Here is a 26,345-nt window from a genome sequence, read left to right as displayed (position 1 = left end):
AGTGACCACCTAGCTCTAGGCCTCTGGCCGGTAGGATGCAAACCCATATCTGATTAGAAACATATTTCCCCAACAAAAACAGACTTGCTAATACCGGCCAGAGGCCTACCAGATTACTTCGTCACTCCGCTAGAGCCGAGTGACTGCGAGGGACCCCAAATTCTCTCACTTCGTTCGAGAGGACAGGTGAAGAAATAAGCCTGCTACTCACTGGTGCGAGATTCTATCTCGTTCCTACCCTAAGGCAGGTTCCAGCTGTCGTTATTCATCAAGCCTAGCATCCACAGCGAAGAAACGCGTTTCGATTCATGTCAAGGTCTTCAATTACACATTTCAGACCGCTTTTTAAGACTTACGAATCGATATACCTATCTATTTAGCAGAACTAGCTACTAATTGAGCCACCCTATCAATTTTGACCCCTATTTGAAGCGAAAAAGACACCCTCTTCCGAGCGAGTTCCTACCTATTATTGTATAAAATTATCAGTAAGCATGAAGTCCAACTATCCAACCCAACGTACCAGTCGTTTTCAACAGTGGCTTATCATCGGCTTAGCCGCTTTAATTGTCAGTCTAAGTCTGTTTGTAATTTATACCTTTTGAGGACTTACCTAAGTTAGTACCCCCTTTACTGGCCATGCAAAACGAAGGACCTTAGCTAGAATTGGGAATGGTTTCTAAGAGAGGCTACCTTTCCCTACGTTCGAGATGATAGTTGTAGGAGTAACCCAATGGTTACTCCATCTGTCATTCAGAGCGAAGCGAAGAACCTTCCGAAGTATTGGGAAATGATTTCATAAGAAGGAAGTCATTAGCCCTTTAACCCCGTTAGAGACAAGTGTAACTCATTTAGAGTCAGAGCTCCGACAAATCATCCACTACTTCCGTCGTTCGAAATTGTCTGGCGTATTCTGAAGGAGGAACATTATAGAGCTTCTGGAACATCTTCCTGAAGTATTTTACATCCTCAATTCCTACCTGATACGCCACATCAGACACGCGGATGTTCGTGCTGGCTAGTAACTGAGCGGCTCGCTTCATTCGTACATCGCGAATGAATTCGACCACGGTTTGTCCGGTAATACTTTTGAGTCGGCGATAAAAGACCGACTGACTCATACCCATTTCCTGAACCAGTATTTGCACGTTAAAGTCTGGTTCCTGGAGCTGGCTTTCAACAATCTGCATTGCTTTTTCCAGGAATTGCTTGTCGGCATCAGGAATCACTACTTCACCCGGTTCGAGCAGAATCTGACGGTGATAATACTCCCGCAGCTTCATTCGGTTTTGTAGCAAACCCGTAACCTTGGCGACCAGAACTTTCGGATGGAAAGGCTTGGAGACGTAATCGTCCGCTCCCGTTTCGAGTCCTTCCAGTTCATACAAAGCCGCCGCCCGGGCCGTAAGTAATACGACTGGAATGTGAGCAGTTTTGGGGTGCTGCTTTACTTTCCGGCATAACTCCAACCCATCGCTTCCAGGCATCATAATATCACTGACAATCAAGTCGGGCAAATATGTTAAAGCCTGACTCCAACCTTCCAGCCCATCTTTGGCAGTTATTACTTCAAAATCATCAACGAATAATTGCTGTAAATACGTCCGCACTTCCTCGTTATCCTCCACAATTAATAATCGCAGAGAGTTAGGCAACCGGCTGGGTGGTAAAAGGGGTTCTGCCAGGGTTTCCAGATTTTCGGGGGTTATGGACGTATCGATTACGGGCTCTGCCGTACGTAAATCGCCTTCCTGTAAATGAGCCGGACCAAAAGGCAGACGAACGGTAAAGGTGGTTCCGTTGCCGGGCGAGCTGATAACGCTAATTTCTCCCTGATGCCGCTCAACCCACTGCTTCACCAGCGAAAGGCCAATCCCGGAACCCATCACTCGCAAGGTTTCCGTGTGTGAAGCCTGGTAATAAGGATCAAAAATATGCTCCAGTTCCGCTTCCTGCATCCCCGTGCCCCAGTCACGCACGCGAATTTCCAGGTAATGATTCGTGAGATGACCTTTGGTAAACACGCCGTTCTGGTGATAATCTCCAACTACCTCCAGGTAAAAACGAACCTTCCCTTTAGATGGCGTATATTTAAAGGCGTTAGAAAGCAGATTGGTCAGGATGATTTCCAGTTTGTCACGATCAAAGTAAAGCGGAATGGATTCCTGCGGACTTATCAACTCATAATCCAATTCTTTCTCTTCGGCTTTTAACTTGAAGATGAGGAATAACTCGGTTACAAAACTGATAATGTTTTCCTTGCTCGCTTTCAGGCTCAAATGGCCGGATTCCACTTTTCTAAAATCGAGTAACTGATTGACCAAATCTAGCAGCTTACGGGTCTGACCGTGCATGAGCACTACCTTTTCCTTAAGGCCCGGCCATTGATTTCTACTTGATAACAGTTCTTCTATAGGTCCTAGAATCAAGGTCAAGGGCGTTCTCAATTCGTGCGAAACGTTCGTAAAAAACCGCAGTTTCAAATCCGTTAATTCCTTCTCTTTTTCGTTCTGGAATTTTTCAAAAGCCAGCTTATTTTTCAGATCCTGCTGAGCCGTAGCAATACCTCGATACACGAATAACGCACCACTGATTACCAATGCATAGATTACGTAGGCCCACCAGCTTTTCCACCAGGGCGGCAAAACGGTAATAGGTAAGCTCAGCGAATTCGTAGACCAGACATCGTCTCCATTCGTCGCCCGAACGCGGAAAATATAGTCTCCGGCCGGTAAATTGGAAAAACTGGCCGTCCGCTGTCCGGCAGGTAATTCCACCCAATCCTTCGTGTATCCTTCCAGTTGGTAAGCGTATCGCTGTTTTTTAGGATTGGCGTAATTCAATCCAACGAAGGTTAAGGAAAAATCGTTTTCTGAGGCATACAGCTCCATTTTTGGCGAGTCGGCAAAGGATTGACTAATCAAAACCCGCCCATTCAGGGTATCGCCAGCAGTAACTGACTGATTGTGAATTCTAAGATCCGTGATCTGAACCAGTGGTGGATACGGATTCGGGCGAATGTCGGCGGGTTTGAAATACGTAATTCCATTGATTCCACCCATGTAGAGCGTCCCATCATTTGAGCGAAAAGCCGCTCCAACTTTAAAGGAATTACTCTGTAAACCATCCGTCACATCATAATGTAAGAGCTGGTTCTTCTGCGGATTAAATTCGTATAAACCCGCTCCTCCAATCCAAAGGTTACCCGACTCATCCATCAACATACTCTCTACGTCCTTTTCTGGAACTCGTCTGTCGTATCGCTCAATAGTTTCGTTCTTTGCTGAAATTCGATGCAAGCCCCCGCCAATGGTTCCTACCCAGATATTCCCCTGCCGGTCTTTTACTAAAGGCCAGGCGTAATTAGTTTTCAGGCTGTGAATATTTTCCGGCTGATGTCCAAACTCTTTCAGTACTTGTAATTTACTGCCCGTAATTTTCAGTTTCAATACGCCGCGATCTCGGGTGCTAGCCCAAAGAACGTCTTGCGAAGGATCGTATAATAAAGAAGTAAACTGCCGGGTTGGCATCGTTTTATTCTGCGACGAAAAGGCCTGTAGAAAGGTGCCGTCTTCGGCATAAGCCAGAATTCCGGCGTTGAATGTGGCTATCCAAATAATACCGTGACGGTCCTGCGTGATGTTTTCAATACTGACAGAATTCCAGCCGGAACTCATCGGCATAGCAGGCAGAGAAAACAGATCGCCCGTACCCGTCAATCGCATCAGACCCCGGTAACGGGTTCCAATCCAGAGCGTTCCTTTTCGATCCTGATAAAAGGTAGACACATCTACGCCATTATCCTGACCAAAAGTCGGACGATTCAGGTAGTCACGATAGGTTTTAGTTTTCAGGTCATAACTCGCAAAACCGTTCCGGGTTCCCATCCAGAGCCGCTGGGCTTTTTCGTCTTTATAAACGGCGTTGATATAGTTATGAGCCGGGGTTGTTGATCCTAACATTTGCCGACGAAGTAGCCCAAAGGCTTTCGATTGAAGCTTCAGCAAATTCAAACCGCCCGCCGAGGTTGCCAGCCAGACATTATGGAAACGGTCTTCCATCATGTTATGCACCCGAACCGAGTTAATACTATGAGGATCATTGTCATGGGGAAGAAAAATATGCACCTGCTTTTCATCCACCGGAACGCCCGCAAGCGTACCGGCATTCACTAGCAAAAGCCCATAACTCGTGCCAATCCAAAGTCGGTGAGCGGAATCCAGATACAGGCTTTCAATTTCTGCAAAACTCCGTTTTAAAGCTTCAGGCTGGATATTTATCCCGTTCGACAAAGATTTTGAATCGACCCAAAAGACCTGGCCTCCACTGCCAATCCATAAATCACCACGACGGTCGAGATGTAAGGCCCGGATGTTGGCATCTTTAAGGACCTTCACCTGAGTAGCCATCGTAGAAGTGCCGGGACGATTCAGTACCCATAACCCATGATCCATCGTACCAATCCATAATTGCCCCCGCTGATCCATGCTGAGGCGGGTAATGGTAGGTTCTGATAGGCCGGGTAAATCAATTTTCCGGATATACTGAATGGCTCCTTTGGGAGTAAACTGAATACAGAAAAGCCCTAGCTGATGCGTAGCAATCCACATGCGATTGGAAGCATCGGAGGCCATGGCATTGATATTGACCCGAGCAAGTTGCTGAACAAGTAGAGGATGCGAGTGGGCACCGGGCCGTTCCCTGATGCTGAAAAAGCGGTCATAATCGGCATTATACCAATAGAGTCCCGCCCGCTCAACACCGGTCCAGAGATGGCCTTTCTGGTCAATGTGTAAGGTACGGATACGGTTGACTGCGGTTCCCGTCTGATCATTGAGGGGTAATTCGTATTTCTTCAGCTCATGTCCATCGTAACGATCCAGTCCTTTGTTTGTTCCGATCCAGATGAAACCTAAGGGGTCCTGCGTTACGCACATAGCATCGCTGTGAGAGAGGCCCTCATTCACGGTAATGTGCTCAAATCGAAACTGTCCCGTCTCAGACTGAGCTGAGCTCAGGAAAGGAAAAAGGGCCAGGCCCCAGAAGAAAAAGACGTATTTGTAAATGCCCTGCATACCCATTAACTAAAATGCACCTCTGTTTTGACGAATTCTAGCCTGTCTTCCCATTAAAACTGAATGTATTTTTGCCTACTAATAAATCACTTAGTGAATAAGATTTACGCAACCAGGGTATTATAAGTTGACCTAATTCTTTTTCATTTACAAGTAACCATTCACATATTTCCCTAAATCTATGATTTTACGTTTGCAGTGGCTTTCATTCGTTCTGTTCATGCTGATCGGCTGTCTGGAGCCAACGTTAGCCAGTACTCCCCCGAGAAAAGAACCTAATTCAGCTTACCTGTTTGTCTATTTCATTGGAAAAGGAAATAATCAGGAAGCCATTCGTTTTGCGGTTAGCAAAGATGGTTATAACTACAAAGCTTTAAATTATAATCAACCTGTCATTGCTTCGGAGGCAATTAGTGCAACGGGCGGTGTGCGGGATCCGCACATTCTTCGCTCGGAAGATGGCCAGTCCTTTTACATGGTGGCAACGGATATGCACACCGTTAAATACGGCTGGGGGCCGAATCACGGCATGGTATTACTCAAGTCAAAGGATTTGGTAAACTGGGAATCCAGCAAAATTGACATAACCAAAACTTACCCCGAGTTTAAAGACGTAAATCGCGTTTGGGCACCCCAAACCATTTACGACCCTGTTGCGAAAAAATACATGATCTACTGGTCCATGCGTTTTGGTCAGGATGCGGATAAGGTCTACTATGCCTACGCTAATGCTGATTTTACGGCTTTGGAAAGTGCCCCTAAGTTACTCTTTACCAACCCACAGGGCGGTTCCTGCATTGATGCCGACATTATTAATAAAGATGGCGTGTATCATTTGTTTTATAAAACGGAAGGCAGTGGTAACGGAATCAAGCAGTCTACAGCGAAGAATTTAACGGGCCCTTACACCCAGCATGACGAGTATTTGCAGCAGACCAAAGATCCCGTTGAAGGCTCGGGTGTTTTCAAGCTTAATAATTCGGATTCGTACATTTTGATGTACGATGTTTATACGAAGGGTCGCTACGAGTTTACGACAAGTAAGGATCTGAAGAAATTCACGAAGGTCGATCATGAAATTTCGATGAATTTTCTGCCTCGCCACGGTACGGTTCTTCCCATTACCAATGCTGAGTATCAGGCATTGACTCAGAAATGGCCCTTAGCCAACAACCCCGTCCTGGGTGGTTATTATGCTGATCCTGAGATCTTATACGCTGAAAAAACGGGTAAGTTCTACCTGTATCCCACTAGTGATGGTTATCATTCCTGGTCAGGAACTTCTTTCAAAGTATTTTCTTCGGGTAACCTCGTCAACTGGCATGATGAAGGCGTCATTCTGGATTTGCCCAAGCAAACTACCTGGGCCAACCGTAACGCCTGGGCACCGTGTATTGTGGAGAAAAAGATTAACGGCAAGTATAAGTACTTCTATTTTTATTCAGGAGCCCAGAAAATCGGATTAGCTACGGCGGACGAGCCCACGGGTCCTTTCACGGATTTCGGGAAGCCATTTATTGATAAACATCCTAAAGGGGTAAATGGGGGTCAGGAGATTGATCCAGATGTATTCACTGATCCAAAAACCAACAAGAGTTACTTATACTGGGGGAATGGCTATATGGCCGTTGCTGAGCTTAGCGATGATCTGCTTTCGATGAAGCCCGAAACTGAGAAAGTTATTACTCCTGACCCTACCTTCCGGGAAGGCACCTATGTCGTGTATCGGAAAGGGACGTATTACTTCTTCTGGTCGGAAGACGACACTCGTAGCGAAAATTACCGCGTTCGTTACGGTACCTCCAAATCACCTTTGGGTCCTATTACGATTCCTGCGAACAACATCGTTATTGAAAAAGATAAAAATCTGGGCATCTACGGAACGGGGCATAACTCCATCATTCAGATTCCCGGTAAAGACGAATGGTACATCGTTTACCACCGTTTCCATTATCCCGACGGAATCACGATGGGTGATGCGGCGGGCTACAATCGCGAAACCTGTATTGATGCTTTAACGTTTAACGCCGACGGCAGCATTAAGAAAGTTCAACCCACGTTTAATGGTATAAAACCCGTCTCTTTGAAAAAGAAAAAATAAGTTCAATAGTCTCCAATCGTATCGAATCAGCTGGTGCATCTGCGTCAGCTGATTTTTTTTTGGTGGTAAATTCATTTCAGCCCGTACAATTCTCACTCAAAATTTAATGATCTGATCCTGAATTGGATCGAATCAAATTTACCCCCGCTTTTTGACGAATTTTTCCCCTACTCTTCTCCATCCGCCCCTCTACTTTTGGACTATTCAAGTAATAAGTTTAACCAATGTCCTTCTATTGAACATTAATTCTACAAATAGTTAGACACCCCTCCTGTACATTCTATGAAATTCAAATGGCTACTCATTTGTGGAGCGATTTTACACCAGCCAGGTGGATTATTTGCTCAGCCCTGGACCGGCCAGTCATTGGTACCTTCGACCAATAACCGAAGTACTCAGGCGGCTATCATTATCACTGGTAAGGTGACCGATGCCAACGGGCAGGGGATTCCCGGTACGAGTGTTTCACTCAAAGGAACGAACCTGGGTACCAACACGGACTCCGACGGGAACTTCAAACTCCAGATTCCTGACCGGGCAACAAACCCCATACTGGTATTCTCTTACGTAGGGTATGCCACTCAGGAGGTAGTCGTAGGTTCTCAAACGACCCTGAACGTACAGCTTAAAGACGACAGCAGGGCTCTGAGTGAGGTGGTCGTTGTGGGTTATGGTACACAGAAGCGATCGGACATTACAGGGGCGGTTGCCTCCGTACCTAAAGCTCGTTTGTCGCAGTTGCCCGTTACCAACGTATTGCAGGCCGTTCAGGGCTCGGTAGCGGGGGTAAACATCTCCCAGCCTTCCTCTGTACCCGGTGCAACGCCTACCACCATCGTTCGGGGGCAAAACTCGATCAATGCCAACTCGGGCCCGTTTGTGGTAGTGGATGGTATTCCGCTGAGTAAAACCGGAGGTTCGCTTAACGACATTAACCCCAATGACATCGAGTCGATGGAAATCCTGAAGGATGCCTCTGCCGTAGCTATCTACGGTACGAATGGAGCCAACGGGGTTATCCTGATTACCACCAAACGTGGAAACACGGGCAAGCCTACCATTCGTTACAACAATTACGTAGGGTTTGAAGAGTTTGCTCACATTCTTCGTCCAAGAAACGGAGCTGAATACGTACAGAAGTACGCTGATTTTATCACACAAACGGGTCAGAAAGCTCCTTTCCCGGTTCCTAACTACGACGAGCTTCCTAACTACAACGCTGGTATTACTACCGACTGGATTAAGGAATCTACCCAAACGGGCGTTTTACAGGATCACAACCTGAGTATTTCGGGTGGTTCTCCCAACGTTCGGTATTTTGTTTCCGGGGAATTCCTGGATCAGAAAGGCGTAGTTAAGGGCTATCAGTACAAGCGGGCCAGTTTCCGTTCCAATCTGGACGTTACCCTGACGGACTTCCTGACCGTTGGAACTTCACTTTTCATTGCCAATAACAACCGCGATGGCGGTCGGGCCAATTTGCTGAATGCTTCGGCCATGAGCCCTTACGGGCAGATGTACAATACCAACGGGACTTACAAGATTTTCCCCATGTTCCCTGAGCAGTTGTACGCTAACCCCTTGCTGGGCCTGACGACAGACCGACTGGATCGCAATACTAACCTGAACGGTAACGGATACGTGGAGGTGAAGTTACCCGGTAAACTGGAAGGTCTGAAATACCGCATGAACATTGGTTATTCCTACATTCCAACCCGCTTCGGCAGCTATAGCGGACGAGCGGCCAATGACTTGTTGGGATCGGCGTACACGTCTTACTCGGAAACCAACAGTTTCACGCTGGAAAACATCATTTCCTACAGCAAAGACTTCGGTAAGCACCACTTCGATTTTACGGGTCTGTACAGTGCTCAACAACGGAAGTACGGTACTACAACGGGTTCGTCTACGGGTTTTGTGAATGATCAGCTTTCGTTCAATAACCTGGGTGCCGGAGCCACGCAGTCGAGCACCTCGTATGCGGACCGTTATGCCCTGAATTCTCAAATGGGCCGGATTAATTACTCCTACGATAGTCGGTATCTGTTCACTGTTACTGCCCGAAATGACGGCTCGTCGGTTTTTGGAGGTAACACTACGAAATATGGTTTGTTCCCCTCGGCTGCTTTGGGCTGGAATATCAGCAATGAAGCATTCATGAAAAACCAGAGCATCGTAAATAACCTGAAATTGCGTTTCTCCTACGGAAAAACAGGTAACGAAGCCATCAGTGTATACCGAACCATTACTACTTCCAGCACAGGTCGCTCGCCTTTCAACGGCATCAGTACCATCGGCACCTTCCCCGGTAACCTGGGTAACAACAACCTGCAATGGGAAACGACGGTGAGCCAGAACTTAGGCGTTGATTTCGGACTTTTCAATGATCGCATCAACGGTAGTGTGGAGTTATACAAGAACCGCACCAAAGGCCTGCTTTTACTGCGGAGTTTACCCATCATGACGGGCTATTCCAGCGTATTTGATAACCTGGGCGAAACCTCCAACACAGGGGTTGAAGTAACGCTGAACACTCGTAACCTGACCGCCTCAGATTTCAAGTGGGAAACGACACTGGTATTTGCTTCGAACCGGAACCGCATCGTGGACCTGTACGGAGACAAAAAAGATGACTTAGGAAACCGCTGGTTTATTGGCAAGCCCATCAGTGTCATCTATGACTACAAAATGGTTGGCGTATGGCAACAGGGCGAAAACCCAGCCGATCAGGATCCAAGTGCCGTAGCTGGAGATTTGAAATTTGCCGATCTCAATGGCGATGGCAAGATTACACCCGATGGCGACCGGATTATTCTCGGACAAACGGCTCCTAAATGGACGGGCGGTTTAACCAACACCTTCCATTACAAAAACTTCCACCTGAGTGTGTTCCTGCAAACTGTACAGGGGGTAACTCGTAACAACGCCGACCTTACCTACGCCGATGAAACCGGAAAACGGAATACGCCTATCGCCGTAGGCTATTGGACGGCTGACAATCAGAGCAACACCCGGCCTTCGCTGGCCTACCGCAATACGCGGGGATATGGTTATGCTTCGGACGCCAGTTATACCCGGATCAAGGACGTAACGCTGAGCTACAATCTGAACCAGAATCTGGCGAATAAATTAGGTCTCGGTAGTCTCACGGTATACGCCAGTGGTCGGAACCTGTACACCTTTACCAACTGGATTGGCTGGGATCCCGAAGCAGTACAAAGCAGTCGAGGCTCTGGGGATTGGACAAATAACTATCCATTGACCCGCTCGCTGGTACTAGGCTTAAATGTTTCGCTTCGTTAATACGCGACCCTAATCTTGATCATAATGAAAAAAATATATGTAAAGCTGGCTGCCCTCGCGGCGGTGGTACTGGCAACTTCTTCCTGTCAGAAAAGCTTTCTTGACGAAAAACCTTACTCTTCGTATACCCCCATTACGTTAAATGACTCCCTAGGTCTTAATTCATCGCTGGTGGGTCTTTACAACCATACCAGTACGTATTACTCTTGGTCTGGTCAACAAGGCTGGCTTAGCGTCTGGCAAGTAGGTACGGACGTTGCCAATGCAACGCCCAATCAGCAAGGGATCGAAATTCCGTATTACAACTATACCCTGCTAACGCCTACGGACGGAGCAGCAAGTTATTTCTGGAACCGGAACTACATCATGGTAAACCTCACCAATACGATCATTAATTCTGTTGAGGACCCCAGTTTAACGGCAATCAGTCAGGGAGGTAAGAATCGCATCAGTGCTGAAGCCAAGTTTTTCAGAGCTTACGCCTATAACAACCTGGCAACCTGTTTTGGTGGGGTTCCAGTTATTACGAAAGCTCTGTCCGCACCTAAAACAGACTTCGTACGGGCTTCACTCGATGAGGTAAATAAAGTGATCGTAGAAGATTTGACCTTTGCAGTAAATAACTTACCCGACATTGAAAGCGTGGGGAGTAACACCAAAGGGAAGCTTTATGGCCGGGCGAATAAATTCATGGCTATGCAACTGCTGGCGGAAGCCTACCTGCGAATGGACAAACCCGATTTGGCAGAGGCTCAGTTGCAGAGCATTATCAACAGTGGTCGATTCAAATTAGTGAAAGGTCGCTACGGCATTCAGTCGACGCAACCCGGTGACTATTACCACGACATGTTCATTTACGGAAACCAGCGTCGGGTACAGGGTAACACGGAAGCGATCTGGGTACTGGAGCAGGAAAACCCCAATACCGTTGTTGGGGGTATCACCGATAACCCGCAACAACGCCGGGTATGGGGAGCGGCTTACCACAACGTACCGGGTATGGCTCTCTCCGATTCTACGGGAGGTCGGGCACTGGGTCGTCTGCGATTGAGTAACTGGGTTCTTTATGAACTTTATAAGCCCGGAGACATTCGTAACTCACCCTACAACATTCGTCGCCGATATGTTTATAACGATGCCAGCAAGCCATCGACCTTCGGCAAACCCGTTCCCTACGCAGGAGCAGATACGGTATTTAACCTGGCACCGCACACGACCAAATGGTATCAGTTCGATCCAAACGATACGTTTGGCTATGCAATGATCAAGGACATGGTACTGATGCGTCTCGGTGAAACTTATTTGCTACTGGCTGAAGCTCAGGTAAAACAGGGGAAACTCGAAGCAGCCGCAACCAGTATCAATACGCTTCGCGAGCGGGCCTTCCCAGGTTATCCGGGTATAGGTAAAGTTTCTTTTTCAGAGATGACCCTTAATTTTGTTTTGGATGAACGCGTTCGGGAACTGGTTGGGGAGGAAAACCGCCGGATGACACTCATGCGAACCAAAACGCTGGTAGAGCGTGCCACGCGTCTGAACGGAAACAATGGCTTTAACCCGACTCGCGGTCTGAGCAATACGCATTTATTAATGCCTATTCCTTTAACGGAAATTCAGCTTAATAAAGATGCCGTACTGGAACAGAACCCTGGGTATAATTAATGATTCGATGAAAAGTCCTGGCTGGGTTACTCCAGCCAGGATTCTTGTGTTTTATTGGGTTTTACTAAATACTGCCAGCAATTTTTCTGAGAAGGTCAAGCGACTGTTTAAGTTCATAATCATCAAATGGCTATACGTGCGAATCATGGCTTTTGAAACCTTTTGTAGTTGAGAGCCAGAAGGTACTCTGAAACAGTACCTCGTTCGTTCACGTTTATAAAGGTTAGGATTCGAGCCTACTTTTAGAAAGTAATACCGGGCATACCGCTGCCAGCTTTTCGCTGGCAGAAATACGTATCTCTGCGTTCCATAAAGACAGTTCTTTTCTATGACTATTACGAAACAGTCATCCACTCGTAAAAAGGTCAACTGGCCAGCGTATTAAATCGGCATTTAATAATTAAATTCTAAAATGAAGGTTATCTTTCAACATTAACCTCATATTAGAAAACGTTAACCTCATAATAGAAAAGGAATTTCTGGTATTACATGAAAAAGTTAAGCCTCAAAACCCTCGGATCAGCACTGACGCTTTCGCTCGTGTTCAGCTCTACTCAGGCCCAGCAAGTCGAAACATTCCCTCTTTCATCCGTCCGACTACTACCCGGCCCTTTCCAGCAAGCCCAACAAACCGATTTAGCGTACATCCTTAAACTGAATCCCGAACGCCTTCTGGCTCCTTACCGCCGGGAAGCTGGACTTTCGTCAGCGGTTAAAAGTTATGGAAACTGGGAAAATACGGGTTTGGATGGTCACATTGGCGGCCATTACCTCACGGCTCTGGCTCAAATGGTTGCGGCAACGGGAGACAAAGACGCAACTCGCCGACTGAATTACATGGTCAGCGTACTGGATTCCTGTCAGCGAAAAAATGGCGATGGTTATGTCGGGGGTGTTCCGGGCGGAAAGGTCATCTGGGCCGAGATTAAAAACGGGAAAATTGACGCGGGTACTTTTTCACTCAACCACAAATGGGTACCGCTGTACAATATTCATAAAACCTTCGCAGGCTTAAGGGATGCGTACCTTATTGCGGGCAATCAACAAGCCAAAGGAATGTTGATCGCGTTAACTGACTGGATGCTAAACCTTACGGCTTCGTTGAGCGATGAGCAGATCCAGCAGTTATTAATTTCCGAACACGGTGGTCTGAACGAAGTTTTTGCCGATGTAGCGGCCATTACGGGGGATAAAAAATACCTGAAGCTCGCCCGGCGTTTTTCGGATCAATCGACACTCCAACCACTTTTAAACCAGAAAGATCAACTCAACGGTCTGCATGCAAACATGCAGATTCCTAAAGTCATTGGTTATTTACGCGTAGCTCAGCAAGATCAGGACGCCGCCTGGGCCAACGCAGCGGATTTCTTCTGGCAAACGGTAGTACATCATCGTACGGTTTCCATCGGTGGAAATAGCGTGCGGGAGCACTTTCACCCCGCTACCAATTTCACGTCAATGGTAAATTCCGTGGAAGGCCCCGAAACCTGCAATAGTTATAACATGTTGAAACTGACGGAAGATCTATACCGCCGTCAGCCCTCTTCAGCCTACGTAGATTATTACGAACGAACGTTATATAACCACATCCTCTCCTCGCAAAACCCTGAGAAAGGCGGATTTGTGTACTTTACGCCGATGCGTCCACAACATTACCGCGTGTACTCCCAGCCGCAGGAAGGCTTCTGGTGTTGCGTGGGTTCGGGCATGGAAAACCACGGCAAATATGGCCAGTTGATATATGCTCATGATGCATCCAGCTTATACGTGAATCTCTTTATTCCTTCGGTCTTAACCTGGAAAGAGAAAGGATTAACCTTAACCCAACAAACGCGTTTTCCCGAAGAAGAACAGAGTCGGCTAAGCTTCAAAGTAACAAAGCCTACGCGATTGGCTTTGCACCTGCGTCAACCCCTCTGGGCCAAAGGTTTTCAGGTAAAAGTGAACGGAAAACCAGTAAACGTTTCGGCGGATGATAAAGGTTACGTAATCATTGACCGCACCTGGAAAACCGGCGATCAACTTAGCCTGAACTTGCCCATGACCACCACCGCCGAAGTGTTACCTGATTCCTCGGCCTGGGTATCGTTCGTACACGGCCCCATCGTTCTGGCAAGTGCCACGGGCAAGCAGAATCTAGCTGGATTATATGCCGATGACAGCCGGATGGGTCACATTGCCCACGGACCTATGACGCCTTTAGCCCAGGCTCCTTTGCTGATCCAATCGAATCCAAATGATTTAGTGGCCAGTATTAAACCCGTTTCCGGTCAGCATTTACGTTTCCGTCTGACGGGACAAGCGGCTGAACTACAACCTTTTTATCAAATTCATGAAAGTCGGTACATGATTTACTGGCCTTATGCCTCTCCCGAGAATCAGAAAGCCCGACTGAAAGAACTGGAGAAAAGCGATGAGTTAACGCTGAAGCTGGAAAACTCGACGGTAGATAAAATTGCTACGGGTGAGCAGCAACCCGAATCCGATCATGGCTTTCAGGGTGAGAAAACAGATATTGGCGTACACGAAGACGTGCATTTCCGTCGGGCCAAAGGCTGGTTTAGTTATTCACTAAAAAACAAAAATCAGGCCGCCCGCAGCTTGCAGTTAACGTTCCATTCGGATGATGCTCCGCAACGTTTTCACCTGTACCTCAATGGTGCCCTCCTAGAAAAGGTACAGCTAGAGAAAAATGACGGTAAAGGTTTCTTCACGAAAACCTATGCCTTACCCGAAGCAGCTCAGAAATCGGATACCCTTCTCATCAAATTCGAAGCTCCAGCCGGCTCAGAAACCGGGCCAATTTATGAAGTCCGCCTATTAAAGTAAATTCCAAATTCATGGGAAGAGCTCCTCTTCCCATTCCATTACGATCTCCCATGATTAAAACCACTTACCTCAGCATTGTTCTGCTGTGCGGCACGCTTGTTACCTACGCCCAGAAGAAGCCTTCGGCCAAGGCCGTTTTACAGGACATTGAAAAAGCAAATGACTACTGGCAAACGAAAAATCCGAAACAGGGTCGGGCTTTCTGGGACAATGCTGCGTATCACACGGGAAATATGGAGGCGTATTTTCGTACCGGAAACGAAAAATACCGTCAATACTCCGAAGCCTGGGCCGAACAAAATGAATGGAAAGGAGCTAAATCAACCCAGCCTGAAAACTGGAAATATTCTTATGGTGAGACGGACGATTATGTATTGTTTGGAGACTGGCAGATTTGCTTCCAGACGTACATAGACCTGTATAACCTGAAACCCGAACCTTATAAAATTGCCCGAGCGAAAGAAGTGATGACTTACGAAATGAGCACACCGAAATCGGACTACTGGTGGTGGGCGGATGGGTTATACATGGTAATGCCCGTCATGACAAAGCTCCATAAAGTGACGGGAGACAAACAATACCTGGAAAAACTGAATGAATACTTTTCTTACGCCAATACTATCATGTATGATGCGGAAGAAAAACTCTATTACCGTGATGCCAAATACGTGTATCCCAAGCATAAAAGTGCGAATGGGAAAAAAGATTTCTGGGCTCGGGGCGACGGCTGGGTCTTTGCCGGATTAGCCAAAGTTTTGCAGGATTTACCTAAGAATGATCCGCACCGGAAAACGTATGAAACCAAATTTCTGGGACTGGCTGAAGCCATTCTAAAAGCTCAGCAGAAAGAAGGCTACTGGACCCGCAGCATGCTCGATCCCGAGCACGCTCCCGGCCCCGAAACCAGCGGAACGGCTTTCTTTACCTACGGCATGCTTTGGGGAATCAATCACGGCTATTTACCTAAAAAAACCTACTTACCAGCGGCTCTCAAGGCTTGGGAGTACCTTTCAACCGTAGCTTTACAGCCCGACGGAAAGATTGGTTACGTGCAACCCATTGGCGAAAAAGCCATCCCCGGTCAGATTGTAGATGCCCATTCCACCACCAATTTTGGAGTAGGAGCTTTTCTGCTGGCGGGTTGTGAATTACATCGCCATCTCACTAAAAAGCCTGATCCGGTTAAGCATTAAATGGTTGCGGGTGACGTTCTTTTATCATTCATCCATGCTTAGAAATGGGATGGGTTACTAACCTAAGCAAGTCCCCGCTTTGCCTTGACTGACAGATTAGTATAAAAAACTCCAAAAAAGTAAAGTATCCAGAAAATCTGGAATGGCGAAAATTTTCCGCAGGCTCATAGCAGAAGTAATAAGAGAGAGTCCAAAAAGACAGGAGTTCCAGGTAAATAACCTGGAACTCCTGTCTTTTTGGAGAATGACAAAATTAAACACGCCTAAACCTGTCCAGTAGAGAACTCTCTGCATAATAGTTACAATAGGAACAGGTTGCTAAGCAGGTTCATGAGATGAACCTAGTCTGACCAAACTAGAAAAACTTCTAGACTTACAAATTTTATCTAGTAATATATACCCATAAAACAGGACTATTTTTAATAATTACTAAGTATTTTATTAGTTATATACTAGATAATTACCTTTATTTGAGACCAAGAGACGATTGCACAAGATTCAACCAACTAACATGAAAAAAGCAGTTGTTATAGGAGCTACATCCGGCATTGGCAAAGAATTAGCTCGACTTATAAAGAATGATAATTATCAGGTAATCATAACAGGTAGAAGAAATATGTTGCTAGACGATCTTCATGCCTAAGATACACAAGCCTATTTGCCGTTAGAAATGGATGTAGATAATATTGAAGAAACAAAATCAAAACTAGAACACCTTACTCAGACAATTGGCAAAATAGACTTAATGATTTTCTGTGCAGGATTAGGAGGAGATAATGAGCAGCTTAATACTGAACGAGAAATAGAAATTGTTAAAACAAATATTACTGGGTTTACTTTTGTTCTCAACTGGTTTTATCATTTTTTCGATAAACAACGCTATGGTCATATTGTCGCGATAACGTCTGTTGCCGGACTTAGAGGCAACAGAATCTCACCAGCCTATTTTGCCTCCAAAGCTTTTCAAATAAATTACCTGGAAGCATTAAAACAAAAATCTTATAAAACAAAAAGTAATATTACAATTACCGATATCAGACCAGGATTTGTAGCGACTACTATGCTCTCCAGAAAAGATTTACCCTGGACGGTAGAGCCAACTGAAGCTGCACAGAAAATAGTAGCAAGTATAAAAAAACAAAGAAAGATAGTTTACATTACAAAACGTTGGTTACTGATAGCAATGTTGCTAAAAATAACGCCATCCATAATCTATAATAGGCTGTAAAATGCAACCAAAAGAATATGTGAATATACATAACGATCAACATTCATAATACGGGCATTTGTATTCAATCAATTTAATTATCTAAACTCAAAATAACTCCTTCTAAAATCGATCAAGATAAATTCAACTAATTCATTATACTCCGCAGTCGCTCGGCTCTGCCGAGTGACCGCATAACTGTAGGCCTCTGGCCGTCTGAAGAAAAGAAATAGACCAGAAACCAATAGTCTTGCCTACCCTAAAATGTTTTGCCTACCATCGGCCAGAGGCCTGCATTCCATTGCGTCACTCGGCAGAGGCGAGCGACTGGGGGAGTCAGCAGCAAGCAACACTACACTTAGCAATAGTAAACCTAAAACTATCATCTCGTACGTAGAGAGAGACCTTACTTAGAAACGGAGCAGTACTAATCTAGGCAAGTCCCCTTCCCCGCAGTTGCTCGGCTCTGCCGAGTGACCACATAACTGTAGGCCTTTGGCCATCTGAGGAAAAGAAATAAACCAGAAACCAACAGACTTGCCTAACCTAAAAGCTTTGCCTACCATCGGCCAGAGGCCTGCATTCCTTTTCGTCACTCGGCAGAGCCGAGCGACTGCGATAGGTTCAAAAAAAGACTAAAAAAGAGTTCCACTAATCCAACCACAACTCAAAACGATCGCCAGTTCTGGCTAGCCAAAATGGATCAGATGGTGCTCCAGTGATGTACTGACAGTCTGCGTATCATGATGCCAAAGGTCACTTCCAAACGCATCGACAACCGCGGACACCGCATTCAGGTTCAATACGTTGAAGTGTTAGAGCAGTATTGCTCTATGGCATCAGGGAGAAGACGATTTTCAGCGAAGGGCTTTCCAGGTACGCTTACCCGGAAAGCCTTTCGTTTGAGAGACAATAAAATTATCCCTAATCTGTCATTCCGAATATCTCGAATACGCTTAAAGAGCTTCTGATACGAAAGTAAAAACATCAAAAGGGCAATATGATTACTTATACTTACATTTGAACACCAATTATGATTGTTTGTTAATGCTTTTCAATACCTAAAGCTAGGTAGATACTGGATTATTACTTTTATTTGAGAAATACAGAAAATCGAGCAGAACTTAAACAAAAGCAATTGTTATAGAAGAAACATCTGGTATGAAAGAAATTCACCTCAGCTTATATAAATAACAACAATTAAATAGCTATAAATATTTAACTACTTAATCTTCATGGCATTAGACCAGAATTTATTTCAACGAAAAGCTGATGCACAAGAAGTCGTAAACCAAATAGTGATACGTATAAAAGAAAATAGCTCACACTCTAGAATGGGTGTAATTAATGAAAGTAGAACTAAAACAGAATATTATTAACAAATTCTGACAAGCTCTAAAATATAGAATTTTGTTTATTGAATAATATAAATTATATGTATACTATTTTAGTAAAATTTACCTTCAACATATTATAAATAATTATGGCTGAAAGCAAGATTAAACGGAGCGAAGAAATTACCAATCAATATTTCGCCTTTCTCGATAAACATATTGAAGACGTGGTAAATGGTCAGTTTGACGATTTTTTAAAACTCAATCAGATTGCTCAAGAATTGTATGTTTCACACTCCCATCTTTCCGATACAATACAGCAAACAACCGGGCATCATCCGTGTCATTTTTATGACCTTAAAATTTTAGATAAAGCAAAATCCCTTCTGCTAGAATCCGATTTATCTATCGCTGAAATAGCTCAAAAACTAACTTACGATCCCTCCAATTTTGGTAAGTTTTTTAAAAAATTTACCGGGCAAACCGCTGGTGAATTTCGGAAAGACTACAAAAAATAACTTCCTCTATAAAAGTTCCGAAAAGTTCACCATGAAATAGACCTTCCGCTTCTTGACCTTTGCAGGGTTAACATTTAATAATACTCCTACTATGTCAAAGAACGATTTAAACGGAAAAGTGGTAATCATTGCAGGCGGTGCAAAGAATCTGGGTGGTTTGTTGAGTAAAAGTATGGCCTCAAAAGGTGCAAAAGTAGTAGTTCATTACAATAGTGATCAAACGAAAGCGGAAGCAGAACAAACCCTGGCAGAAATCAAAAACAAGGGTGGTGAAGCGATTCTGGTTCAAAGCGATTTAACCAACATTGCCAATATCACCAGTCTTTTCGCTAAAGCAAAAGAATCGTTTGGTGGAGTAGATATTGCCATTAACACCGTTGGAATGGTACTTAAAAAGCCGTTTACTGAAACTACGGAAGAAGAGTACGACACCATGATGGACGTAAATGCAAAGCAAGCCTATTTCTTCTTACAGGAAGCAGGGAAACACCTGAATGACCAGGGCAAAATTTGCACCATCGTGACCTCGTTGTTAGCTGCCTTTACTGGCTACTACTCTACGTATGCGGGTGCCAAAGCTCCCGTAGAACACTTCACCAGAGCCGCTTCTAAAGAGTTCGGCGGACGCGGCATTTCTGTTACCGCGGTTGCACCCGGCCCCATGGATACTCCCTTCTTCTACGGACAAGAAAGCGAAGAGGCGGTTGCTTACCATAAATCTGCGTCGGCTTTGGGTGGCTTAACTAAAATTGAAGACATCGCCCCATTAGTAGAATTTTTAGTTACGGATGGCTGGTGGATTACCGGGCAAACCATCTTTGCCAATGGTGGCTACACCACCCGATAAACGTTGATTTAATGATTCTTGCAAAGGCAAATGGCATCCGTCGTTTGCCTTTGGCATTAACATAAACCTTTCGTTATGATACTAAAAATCATCAACTCAATCCTGATTCTTATCGCTGTATTCATGGGTATGAAACAGGGCTACGCAATGTTTTCAGGAAAAGCCGAAATGCTGGAAATGTTCGGCAATTGGAATTTTAGCAAAACAGCTATCATGGTCAACGGATTAGTTACCATGATAGCAGCCTTATTAATCTTATTTCCTAAAACATTTGTATGGGGCAATTTTCTGATGGCAGCAGGTATTTTAATGATTATTTGTTTGCATGCATTAGACAAAGACTTGAAAGGGGTAGCTATAGAAGTACCTTTTTTATTACTGAATTTAATTATTATTTATTTGCAGCATCCGCTTACTAAAACGGTATGAAAAATTTATATACACTTTTTATCATACTAACTACAAGTAGCTTCGCTGCTTGTGGGCAAAGTAAACAGGTAATCCCAACTCAAAAATCAGAAGTACAAAACCTTCAAATTATTAATAAAATGGACACTAATAAATTAACTAACGAAACGGTAAAAAAAGCATTTGATGCCTTACAAAGTGGAGATAAATTAACCTTTTATTCTTTCTTCACAAAAGACCCCATTTTTACAGATGATGGCAGAACTTTGAACTTTAAATCATTTTTTGATAATGCTTTCAATCATAAAGAAAAATTTCTGAGCATTGACAAGGTAGAGAATGAAGGTAAAAGCATTTATGGAGACTTCTTCGCAGGGCAATGGGGGACATTCAAAGTATTCTTCAAATTTCATCAAAACGCTGAGGGTCAATTTGATAGATTGGACATTGGACAAGGAAAATAAGTATGTGTGAGTTAATAAGCAGGTTACAAAAACTCAAGTACGAATTTTTGCTTTTCGCGTTGGTTCAACATCTGTTTATCGGAATTTTCATTACCGATTTAGATTTCTATACCACAACCATCTGGCCAATCAATATGCTGGTATTGGGACTAGGAAGCATTTTTATGTTTACCGGTAAACGTAGTTGGCGGCATTGGTTCAGAAACCTGCATTTTATAGTTGTGTTAGTACTACCCATGGGCATCCCATTTTTTAAGGGGGTGCCCTGGTATTTTACTTTTCTCAACATCAACTACGTAGTGTTTTTTGTATTTATGTTTCTGGAACTGCTTCGGTTCTTATTAAAACCCAGTTACATCAATAGCGACGTCATCACCGCATCCATTTGTGGGTACTTACTACTGATAGAAATCTCTGTTTTTCTGTTACAATATTGCATGTATCAAAACTTACAGTCTTTTAAAGGGATTGATACTTCTTCGCCAGCGGCTATCTATATCGACCTTGTCTATTTCTGTTCCATCACCTTTACCAGCATAGGCTTTGGAGACATCACCCCCAATCATCACATTACTAAACTCATCACTGCTTTTATTGGGATTGCCGGGCAATTCTACACAGTCGTTTTAGTAGGTATTCTTTTGAGTAAATTTTCATCCAATACAAAATAAATGAACATAGCCAGCCACTATAAGCTCCTGCACTTCATTCCTTGGACGAGAACCAAGATTTACAAAATGCTTTTACTAAGCACCATTCCCACCGTACTCTTTTACTTCCTGGATATAAAATGGTTGGCTATTCCGTGGGTACCGGTTGCTTTGTTAGGTACCGCAACAGCCTTTATTTCAGGATTTAAAAACACACAAACCTATAACCGGATGTGGGAGGCCCGGCAAATTTATGGGGCTATTATCAACAGCAGTAGGGCATTGGGTATCATGGTAAAGGATTTTGTACGCACTAGCGACAAAGTAGAACAGGCCGCTTTACACAAAGAAATCATTTACCGTCATTTTGCGTGGCTTACCGCCTTGCGTTTTCAACTAAGAGAAACAAAGAGTTGGGAAAATATTAAAACAAAAAGTTACAATAAAGAATACCTGCAATACTACCAAGTGCCTGAATGGGAAAGCAATCTGGATGAAGAATTGAAAACTTTTTTAAGTGCAGAAGAACGTCAGTACATCCTTTCTACTAAGAACAGAGCTACACAAACCATTGCCCGGCAATCCTCACAACTAAAGACGTTGAATGAACGAGGTATCATTTCAGATTATAACTATGTGGCTTTAGCCAATCAGTTAAAAGATTTATACGATCAGCAAGGCAAATGCGAAAGGATTAAGAACTTCCCTTATCCGCGTCAGTTTTCGAGCATTAACCTCTACTTTACAAACTTGTTTTGTATACTGCTCCCACTCGGCTTTATAGGTGAATTTTCAAAATTGACTGAAAAATTTGGCGAAAGCATGGTATGGTTAACCATTCCATTCAGTATCATTTTAGGCTGGGTTTTTCTCGTGTTAGAACAAATTGGCGAAAGTACCGAAAATCCATTTGAGGGAGGAGCGAACGATATTCCCATTACGCAGATAAGCCGAAATATAGAAATAGATTTAAGAGAAATGCTAGGTGAAAAAGATTTACCACCTGCCATCTCAGCCCAACATACCATTGTGCTTTAAGCAGTTATTGAGCAAACAAAACAAATCTTTTGATGACCAACCTAGAAACTGTACAGAAGTGGTATCCAAACGCTAAGACAACCGAAGATACCGTAAACCAATTACTCGACGTGATTGAAAACGAATTAGGATTAAAACCTAACCAGCTCATGCACGCCGATAGCATGTGTTGTGATGATGTCAATGCGATTCAATACCCACCCAGGGCTTATGAAATGCTAGGGCCTTTTCATATGGGAGGTTTAAACGGCTATCCTTTTGCAGGAGTTACCGGAATGAATGCTTTTGCCCACCACGTTCCCGAAGATGGAGCCGTCGTTGTATTTTATGCCCCTCACATTGGCATAACCAAAGATGGGACTATTGGTGAAATTCATCGAATAGGGCAAAGCGAAAATTCAGCCTGTTGTGGGGCTGCGAAAGGTGCATTGGGGAAGCTTTTGAATAACCAGATCGAAGCCGGCAACGTCACTGATTTGGATTATCAGATGAACACCATCGAACAAATCTTTTTGAAAAAGGCTGATCGAATAAAATCTGCTGCTAATCAACTATTTGAAGCGACAGAAGTCATGTACGAAGCCATTAACGAACGTATTGAAACATTAGTGAGTAAAACCAATTATCCCTGTAAATACGTGATTCTTATTGGTGCAATCTTTATTAATGGCGATAAAGATATGGGCTCTTTCTGCTCTTACAAGCGTTTCGATTGCCTTGATTTATCTACCCAAAAACAAATGAGTTTAATGGATAAGTTTTATCAATAGCTACTAACAGGCGTTTGCGGTAAGTTCTTTGAAGTAACCTATCCTAAGAAAACGGATTGATTAGTACCTTTTGCAGATTGAGAAATGGTTACAGAGCATTGCGTTTAGCATTGTTGATGCCCAGTCAACCCTTTGAACCTCATTCAATGACCTTCATAGAATAGTTTGATACTTGTAAATAACGTTCGCTACTCCTGACACAGGGTTGTCACAGGAGCCTTCTACTTTTACAACGTGATCTACAGAAGAGGGTCATCAGAAGCTTGTACAGGTTTATTCTTCTATACAACGCTTCTGTCGTTCATCACTCAATCTTAAAAAATCCATTCAAAGCAATGAGTAATCAAACCATTCAGGAATTTTATGTAATCGGGATTTCAACGAGAACAACCAATGCAAACGGACAGTCTGCCAAAGACATTGAGGCACTATGGGGCAGATTTTGGGGTGAAGACATCCAAAAGCAAATTCCTAACAAAGTCAGTGACGATATCTATGCTGTCTACACCGACTATGAAACTGACTTTACCGGTTCTTATACTACCCTTATTGGTTTACCCGTGCGTTCCTTAGAAACGATCCCAAAAGGTTTTGTAGGAATGACCATCGAAACTTCGGTGTATCAGAAATTCATATCCAAAGGAAAAATGCCCGAAGCTGTTTTCAATACCTGGGTAGAAATTTGGGGCAATAAAGACTTAAAACGGGCTTATAAGGCTGACTTTACGGTTCATGGGATAAAATACCATGACGGAGACCAGGCCGAAGTAGAAACATTTATATCTCTACAGGACTAGAATCGTTATACTGATTCAGTTTTTTATACAAGAAAGGGACAGCGAGAGCTGTCCCTTTCTTGTATAAAAAACTGAATCTTAAACACTAAGTTTCTTCATGTACTCAGCGTCTTTTTTCAGACTTTCCATGGGTGAACTCGGGTATTCTTCCTGCTCAACCAGGAAGTATTTGATACTGCTGTTATCAAGTACGCTCCGCAGGGTTTTCTTGAAATTCACTGCTCCTTCACCGATGTCGTTTTGTACGGGTCTGCCCCCCTTCACGGTGTAATCTTTGATGTGGCAGAGTTCGTAACGTTTGCCATATTTCTTCAGGTGCTCGGCGGTGTCAACACCTGCCACGTCAATCCAGCAAAGATCCAGCTCAAACATTACGTTTTTAGGATCCGTATTTTCGAGTAAGAACTCCTGTGGTAATTTACCATCGAGGGGCTTGAAGGAATAATCGTGGTTGTGGTAACCAAACTTCAAACCGCTTTTCTTTACTTCTTCACCTACTTTATTAAAATTATCGGCGATTTTCTTCCAGTCATCCCAGCTCTTTTGTGCACCGATGTAAGGACACAACAGGTAACTCAGGCCCGCCCCTTTTGCCATTTCGATGTCTTTTTTCAGTTGATCAGAGCTATTGGCTGCTTTACCGAAATCGAAATGTGTAGAAACCATTTTCACGCCTAAATCACCGAGGAAGGTTTTGATTTCTTTGGGTTCCATGCCCCATAAGAAACCTTTAGGACCACTGTAGCTTTCGAATTGCTTGTAACCGAATTGAGCCAACTGGGTCATGATACCCTTAGGATCTTTAGGAAGTACGTCACGGGCACTGTATAACTGAACACCGAACGGACTAATCGTTTTAGAGGGGGCAGCCCAAAGCTTGGACTGTTGAAGCGTGAAGGCACCGGCAGCAAGAAGACCGGATTGTTTCAAAAAATGACGACGTTGCATGTTAATGGATGGTAAAAGCCTGTTCAGAGAAAGGCAAATGTGCGTAAATCATATGGCCTATCCAACCTTCACCAGCAGAATCTATTGTTAATAATTCAAAACAGCTCTTTTCTAATCCCTCTTCCACTTAAACTGTTCCTAATTTAACTTAAACTGATACTTTTTCAACTATTTAAAATTGAGTCCTGAAGGTATCTTTGCTGTATTAAGTATTTGTAAATATTTCAAAAGAACCTAACTTCTTCGCTTCCCTTTTGGTTAGTTAGTATATGCTTCTATAGTCATGAACCCCCGCCGCAAAAAACTCAAAGCACGAAAGTTGATAAAACTTTCCATTGCCATTGGCTCCCTATTAACCGTCTGGGCAGTAGCCATTGGTATTCTCGGCGATTCAAAATCCATTATTTTTGATGCACTCTTTTCGCTGGTCGGGATCAGTATGTCCGGGGTTTCGTTGTTTGTCACCAACTTTGTCCGCAAGCCCGACGACGATAACCTACCTTTTGGCCGCTCGCAGTTTGAACCACTTTATATCTCCGTTCAATCGCTCATCATCATTTTCCTGTGCCTCTATTCCTTCGCCACTTCCATTATTGACATTCTGAACGGCGGACGAAAAGTAGAATTAACCATTGCCTTTCCTTACCTGATTACCTCGATTATCGTTTGCATTGGTTTGGGATTATACTTCCGTAAAAAAGCCCGGCAATTAAAGTCGGATTACGTTTTGATTGAGGCGAATGAGTGGCAACTGGATGCCTTGCTGAGTTTCGGCGTTTTAGTCGTGCTCTCGCTGAGCTACTTTTTAAAGGATACAAGCTTCTCCAGCCTTATTCCTTACTTAGATCCCATCATTGTTTTGATTATTTCGCTGTTGTTCATGCGAATTCCGGCTCGTACGTTCTGGAAAAACATCAAAGAGTTACTTCAGTTTGCTCCCGACGACGAAGTAGAAGACAAGATTCACGAAGCTTCGGAAAAAATTGCCCAACAGTATCGTTTTACAGATTTACTGGTTCGCGTCGCTAAAACGGGCAGCAGTTATACCGTAGAAATTGACTTCCTGTTACCTAAAGATCAGGCTCAGAAGCCCCTGATTGAACTGGATCGGATTCGTCAGGAGTTGTATGACCTAATCAAAGGCGATTACCAGATGTGGTTAACGATTTCTTTCACCACCGAGCGTAAATGGATGTTATAA

18 protein-coding genes are annotated in these 26,345 nt (G+C 44.1%); 16 read left to right on the top strand and 2 right to left on the bottom strand.

Annotation, left to right across the window (positions count from 1 at the left end; genetic code table 11):
- Positions 1-857 precede the first annotated feature (857 nt).
- On the bottom strand, positions 858-5,075 hold the full coding sequence (locus QE390_RS23180) for a hybrid sensor histidine kinase/response regulator transcription factor (RefSeq protein ID WP_307144108.1): 4,218 nt from the start codon (positions 5,073-5,075) through the stop codon (positions 858-860).
- Positions 5,076-5,256: 181 nt separating this feature from the next.
- Between QE390_RS23180 and QE390_RS23175 the strand changes: the two genes are divergently transcribed.
- The 15 genes from QE390_RS23175 to QE390_RS23105 all read left to right on the top strand — a co-directional run bounded on the left by QE390_RS23175 (position 5,257) and on the right by QE390_RS23105 (position 24,196).
- Positions 5,257-7,176 (top strand): family 43 glycosylhydrolase, encoded by a 1,920-nt coding sequence (locus tag QE390_RS23175; protein WP_307144107.1) that lies wholly within the window; start codon positions 5,257-5,259, stop codon positions 7,174-7,176.
- Positions 7,177-7,458: 282 nt separating this feature from the next.
- Positions 7,459-10,479: a TonB-dependent receptor gene (locus QE390_RS23170; RefSeq protein WP_307144106.1), complete on the top strand. Its 3,021-nt coding sequence runs from the start codon at positions 7,459-7,461 to the stop codon at positions 10,477-10,479.
- Positions 10,480-10,503: 24 nt separating this feature from the next.
- Positions 10,504-12,141, top strand: a complete 1,638-nt coding sequence (locus tag QE390_RS23165; protein WP_307144105.1) for a RagB/SusD family nutrient uptake outer membrane protein — start codon at positions 10,504-10,506, stop codon at positions 12,139-12,141.
- Between the two features lie 489 nt (positions 12,142-12,630).
- Positions 12,631-14,970 carry a glycoside hydrolase family 127 protein gene (locus QE390_RS23160; protein WP_307144104.1) on the top strand — a complete coding sequence of 780 codons (2,340 nt, stop codon included), beginning with the start codon at positions 12,631-12,633 and terminating at the stop codon, positions 14,968-14,970.
- An 11-nt stretch (positions 14,971-14,981) separates the two neighbouring features.
- Positions 14,982-16,163 carry a glycoside hydrolase family 88 protein gene (locus QE390_RS23155; protein WP_307144103.1) on the top strand — a complete coding sequence of 394 codons (1,182 nt, stop codon included), beginning with the start codon at positions 14,982-14,984 and terminating at the stop codon, positions 16,161-16,163.
- A gap of 511 nt (positions 16,164-16,674) precedes the next feature.
- A complete protein-coding gene (locus QE390_RS23150) occupies positions 16,675-16,806 on the top strand; it encodes a hypothetical protein (RefSeq protein ID WP_307144102.1) in 132 nt (43 codons plus the stop codon).
- Positions 16,807-16,821: 15 nt separating this feature from the next.
- Entirely contained in the window at positions 16,822-17,391 is a 570-nt protein-coding gene (locus QE390_RS23145) for an SDR family NAD(P)-dependent oxidoreductase (RefSeq protein WP_307144101.1), read from the top strand.
- A gap of 1,462 nt (positions 17,392-18,853) precedes the next feature.
- Entirely contained in the window at positions 18,854-19,222 is a 369-nt protein-coding gene (locus tag QE390_RS23140) for an AraC family transcriptional regulator (protein ID WP_307144100.1), read from the top strand.
- A gap of 91 nt (positions 19,223-19,313) precedes the next feature.
- Positions 19,314-20,069, top strand: a complete 756-nt coding sequence (locus QE390_RS23135; RefSeq protein WP_307144099.1) for an SDR family oxidoreductase — start codon at positions 19,314-19,316, stop codon at positions 20,067-20,069.
- A gap of 75 nt (positions 20,070-20,144) precedes the next feature.
- Positions 20,145-20,498 carry a DoxX family protein gene (locus QE390_RS23130; RefSeq protein ID WP_307144098.1) on the top strand — a complete coding sequence of 118 codons (354 nt, stop codon included), beginning with the start codon at positions 20,145-20,147 and terminating at the stop codon, positions 20,496-20,498.
- The gene (locus QE390_RS23125) at positions 20,495-20,941 is read left to right on the top strand and encodes a hypothetical protein (protein WP_307144097.1); all 447 of its coding nucleotides are present in this window, start codon (positions 20,495-20,497) and stop codon (positions 20,939-20,941) included. The genes QE390_RS23130 and QE390_RS23125 overlap by 4 nt, the downstream gene beginning before the upstream one ends.
- 236 nt (positions 20,942-21,177) lie before the next feature.
- On the top strand, positions 21,178-21,612 hold the full coding sequence (locus QE390_RS23120) for an ion channel (RefSeq protein ID WP_307144096.1): 435 nt from the start codon (positions 21,178-21,180) through the stop codon (positions 21,610-21,612).
- Positions 21,613-22,629, top strand: a complete 1,017-nt coding sequence (locus QE390_RS23115; RefSeq protein ID WP_307144095.1) for a bestrophin family protein — start codon at positions 21,613-21,615, stop codon at positions 22,627-22,629.
- A gap of 32 nt (positions 22,630-22,661) precedes the next feature.
- The gene (locus QE390_RS23110; RefSeq protein WP_307144094.1) at positions 22,662-23,399 is read left to right on the top strand and encodes a hypothetical protein; all 738 of its coding nucleotides are present in this window, start codon (positions 22,662-22,664) and stop codon (positions 23,397-23,399) included.
- A gap of 335 nt (positions 23,400-23,734) precedes the next feature.
- A complete protein-coding gene (locus QE390_RS23105; protein WP_307144093.1) occupies positions 23,735-24,196 on the top strand; it encodes a GyrI-like domain-containing protein in 462 nt (153 codons plus the stop codon).
- 78 nt (positions 24,197-24,274) lie between these two features.
- Here the strand turns inward: QE390_RS23105 and QE390_RS23100 are convergent, their stop codons facing one another.
- Positions 24,275-25,144 (bottom strand): sugar phosphate isomerase/epimerase, encoded by an 870-nt coding sequence (locus tag QE390_RS23100; RefSeq protein ID WP_307144092.1) that lies wholly within the window; start codon positions 25,142-25,144, stop codon positions 24,275-24,277.
- Positions 25,145-25,427: 283 nt separating this feature from the next.
- On the opposite strand from QE390_RS23100, the gene QE390_RS23095 reads away from it, so the two are divergent.
- Positions 25,428-26,345, top strand: coding sequence for a cation diffusion facilitator family transporter (locus QE390_RS23095; RefSeq protein ID WP_307144091.1), 918 nt, complete (start codon positions 25,428-25,430; stop codon positions 26,343-26,345).

Source organism: Siphonobacter sp. SORGH_AS_1065 (assembly GCF_030818595.1).
Taxonomy (GTDB): Bacteria; Bacteroidota; Bacteroidia; order Cytophagales; family Spirosomataceae; genus Siphonobacter.
The sequence above is the reverse complement of the archived record's forward strand: the minus strand, read 5'-3'. Positions and strand labels throughout refer to the sequence as shown.

Coding starts and splice junctions, on each gene's coding strand:
- QE390_RS23125 (WP_307144097.1), top strand. CDS start 20,495: ATGAAAAATTTATATACACTTTTTATCATACTAACTACAAGTAGCTTC.
- QE390_RS23135 (WP_307144099.1), top strand. CDS start 19,314: ATGTCAAAGAACGATTTAAACGGAAAAGTGGTAATCATTGCAGGCGGT.
- QE390_RS23150 (WP_307144102.1), top strand. CDS start 16,675: ATGAAAAAAGCAGTTGTTATAGGAGCTACATCCGGCATTGGCAAAGAA.
- QE390_RS23130 (WP_307144098.1), top strand. CDS start 20,145: ATGATACTAAAAATCATCAACTCAATCCTGATTCTTATCGCTGTATTC.
- QE390_RS23160 (WP_307144104.1), top strand. CDS start 12,631: ATGAAAAAGTTAAGCCTCAAAACCCTCGGATCAGCACTGACGCTTTCG.
- QE390_RS23170 (WP_307144106.1), top strand. CDS start 7,459: ATGAAATTCAAATGGCTACTCATTTGTGGAGCGATTTTACACCAGCCA.
- QE390_RS23155 (WP_307144103.1), top strand. CDS start 14,982: ATGGGAAGAGCTCCTCTTCCCATTCCATTACGATCTCCCATGATTAAA.
- QE390_RS23095 (WP_307144091.1), top strand. CDS start 25,428: ATGAACCCCCGCCGCAAAAAACTCAAAGCACGAAAGTTGATAAAACTT.
- QE390_RS23115 (WP_307144095.1), top strand. CDS start 21,613: ATGAACATAGCCAGCCACTATAAGCTCCTGCACTTCATTCCTTGGACG.
- QE390_RS23140 (WP_307144100.1), top strand. CDS start 18,854: ATGGCTGAAAGCAAGATTAAACGGAGCGAAGAAATTACCAATCAATAT.
- QE390_RS23165 (WP_307144105.1), top strand. CDS start 10,504: ATGAAAAAAATATATGTAAAGCTGGCTGCCCTCGCGGCGGTGGTACTG.
- QE390_RS23120 (WP_307144096.1), top strand. CDS start 21,178: ATGGGCATCCCATTTTTTAAGGGGGTGCCCTGGTATTTTACTTTTCTC.
- QE390_RS23100 (WP_307144092.1), bottom strand. CDS start 25,144: ATGCAACGTCGTCATTTTTTGAAACAATCCGGTCTTCTTGCTGCCGGT.
- QE390_RS23110 (WP_307144094.1), top strand. CDS start 22,662: ATGACCAACCTAGAAACTGTACAGAAGTGGTATCCAAACGCTAAGACA.
- QE390_RS23180 (WP_307144108.1), bottom strand. CDS start 5,075: ATGCAGGGCATTTACAAATACGTCTTTTTCTTCTGGGGCCTGGCCCTT.
- QE390_RS23175 (WP_307144107.1), top strand. CDS start 5,257: ATGATTTTACGTTTGCAGTGGCTTTCATTCGTTCTGTTCATGCTGATC.
- QE390_RS23105 (WP_307144093.1), top strand. CDS start 23,735: ATGAGTAATCAAACCATTCAGGAATTTTATGTAATCGGGATTTCAACG.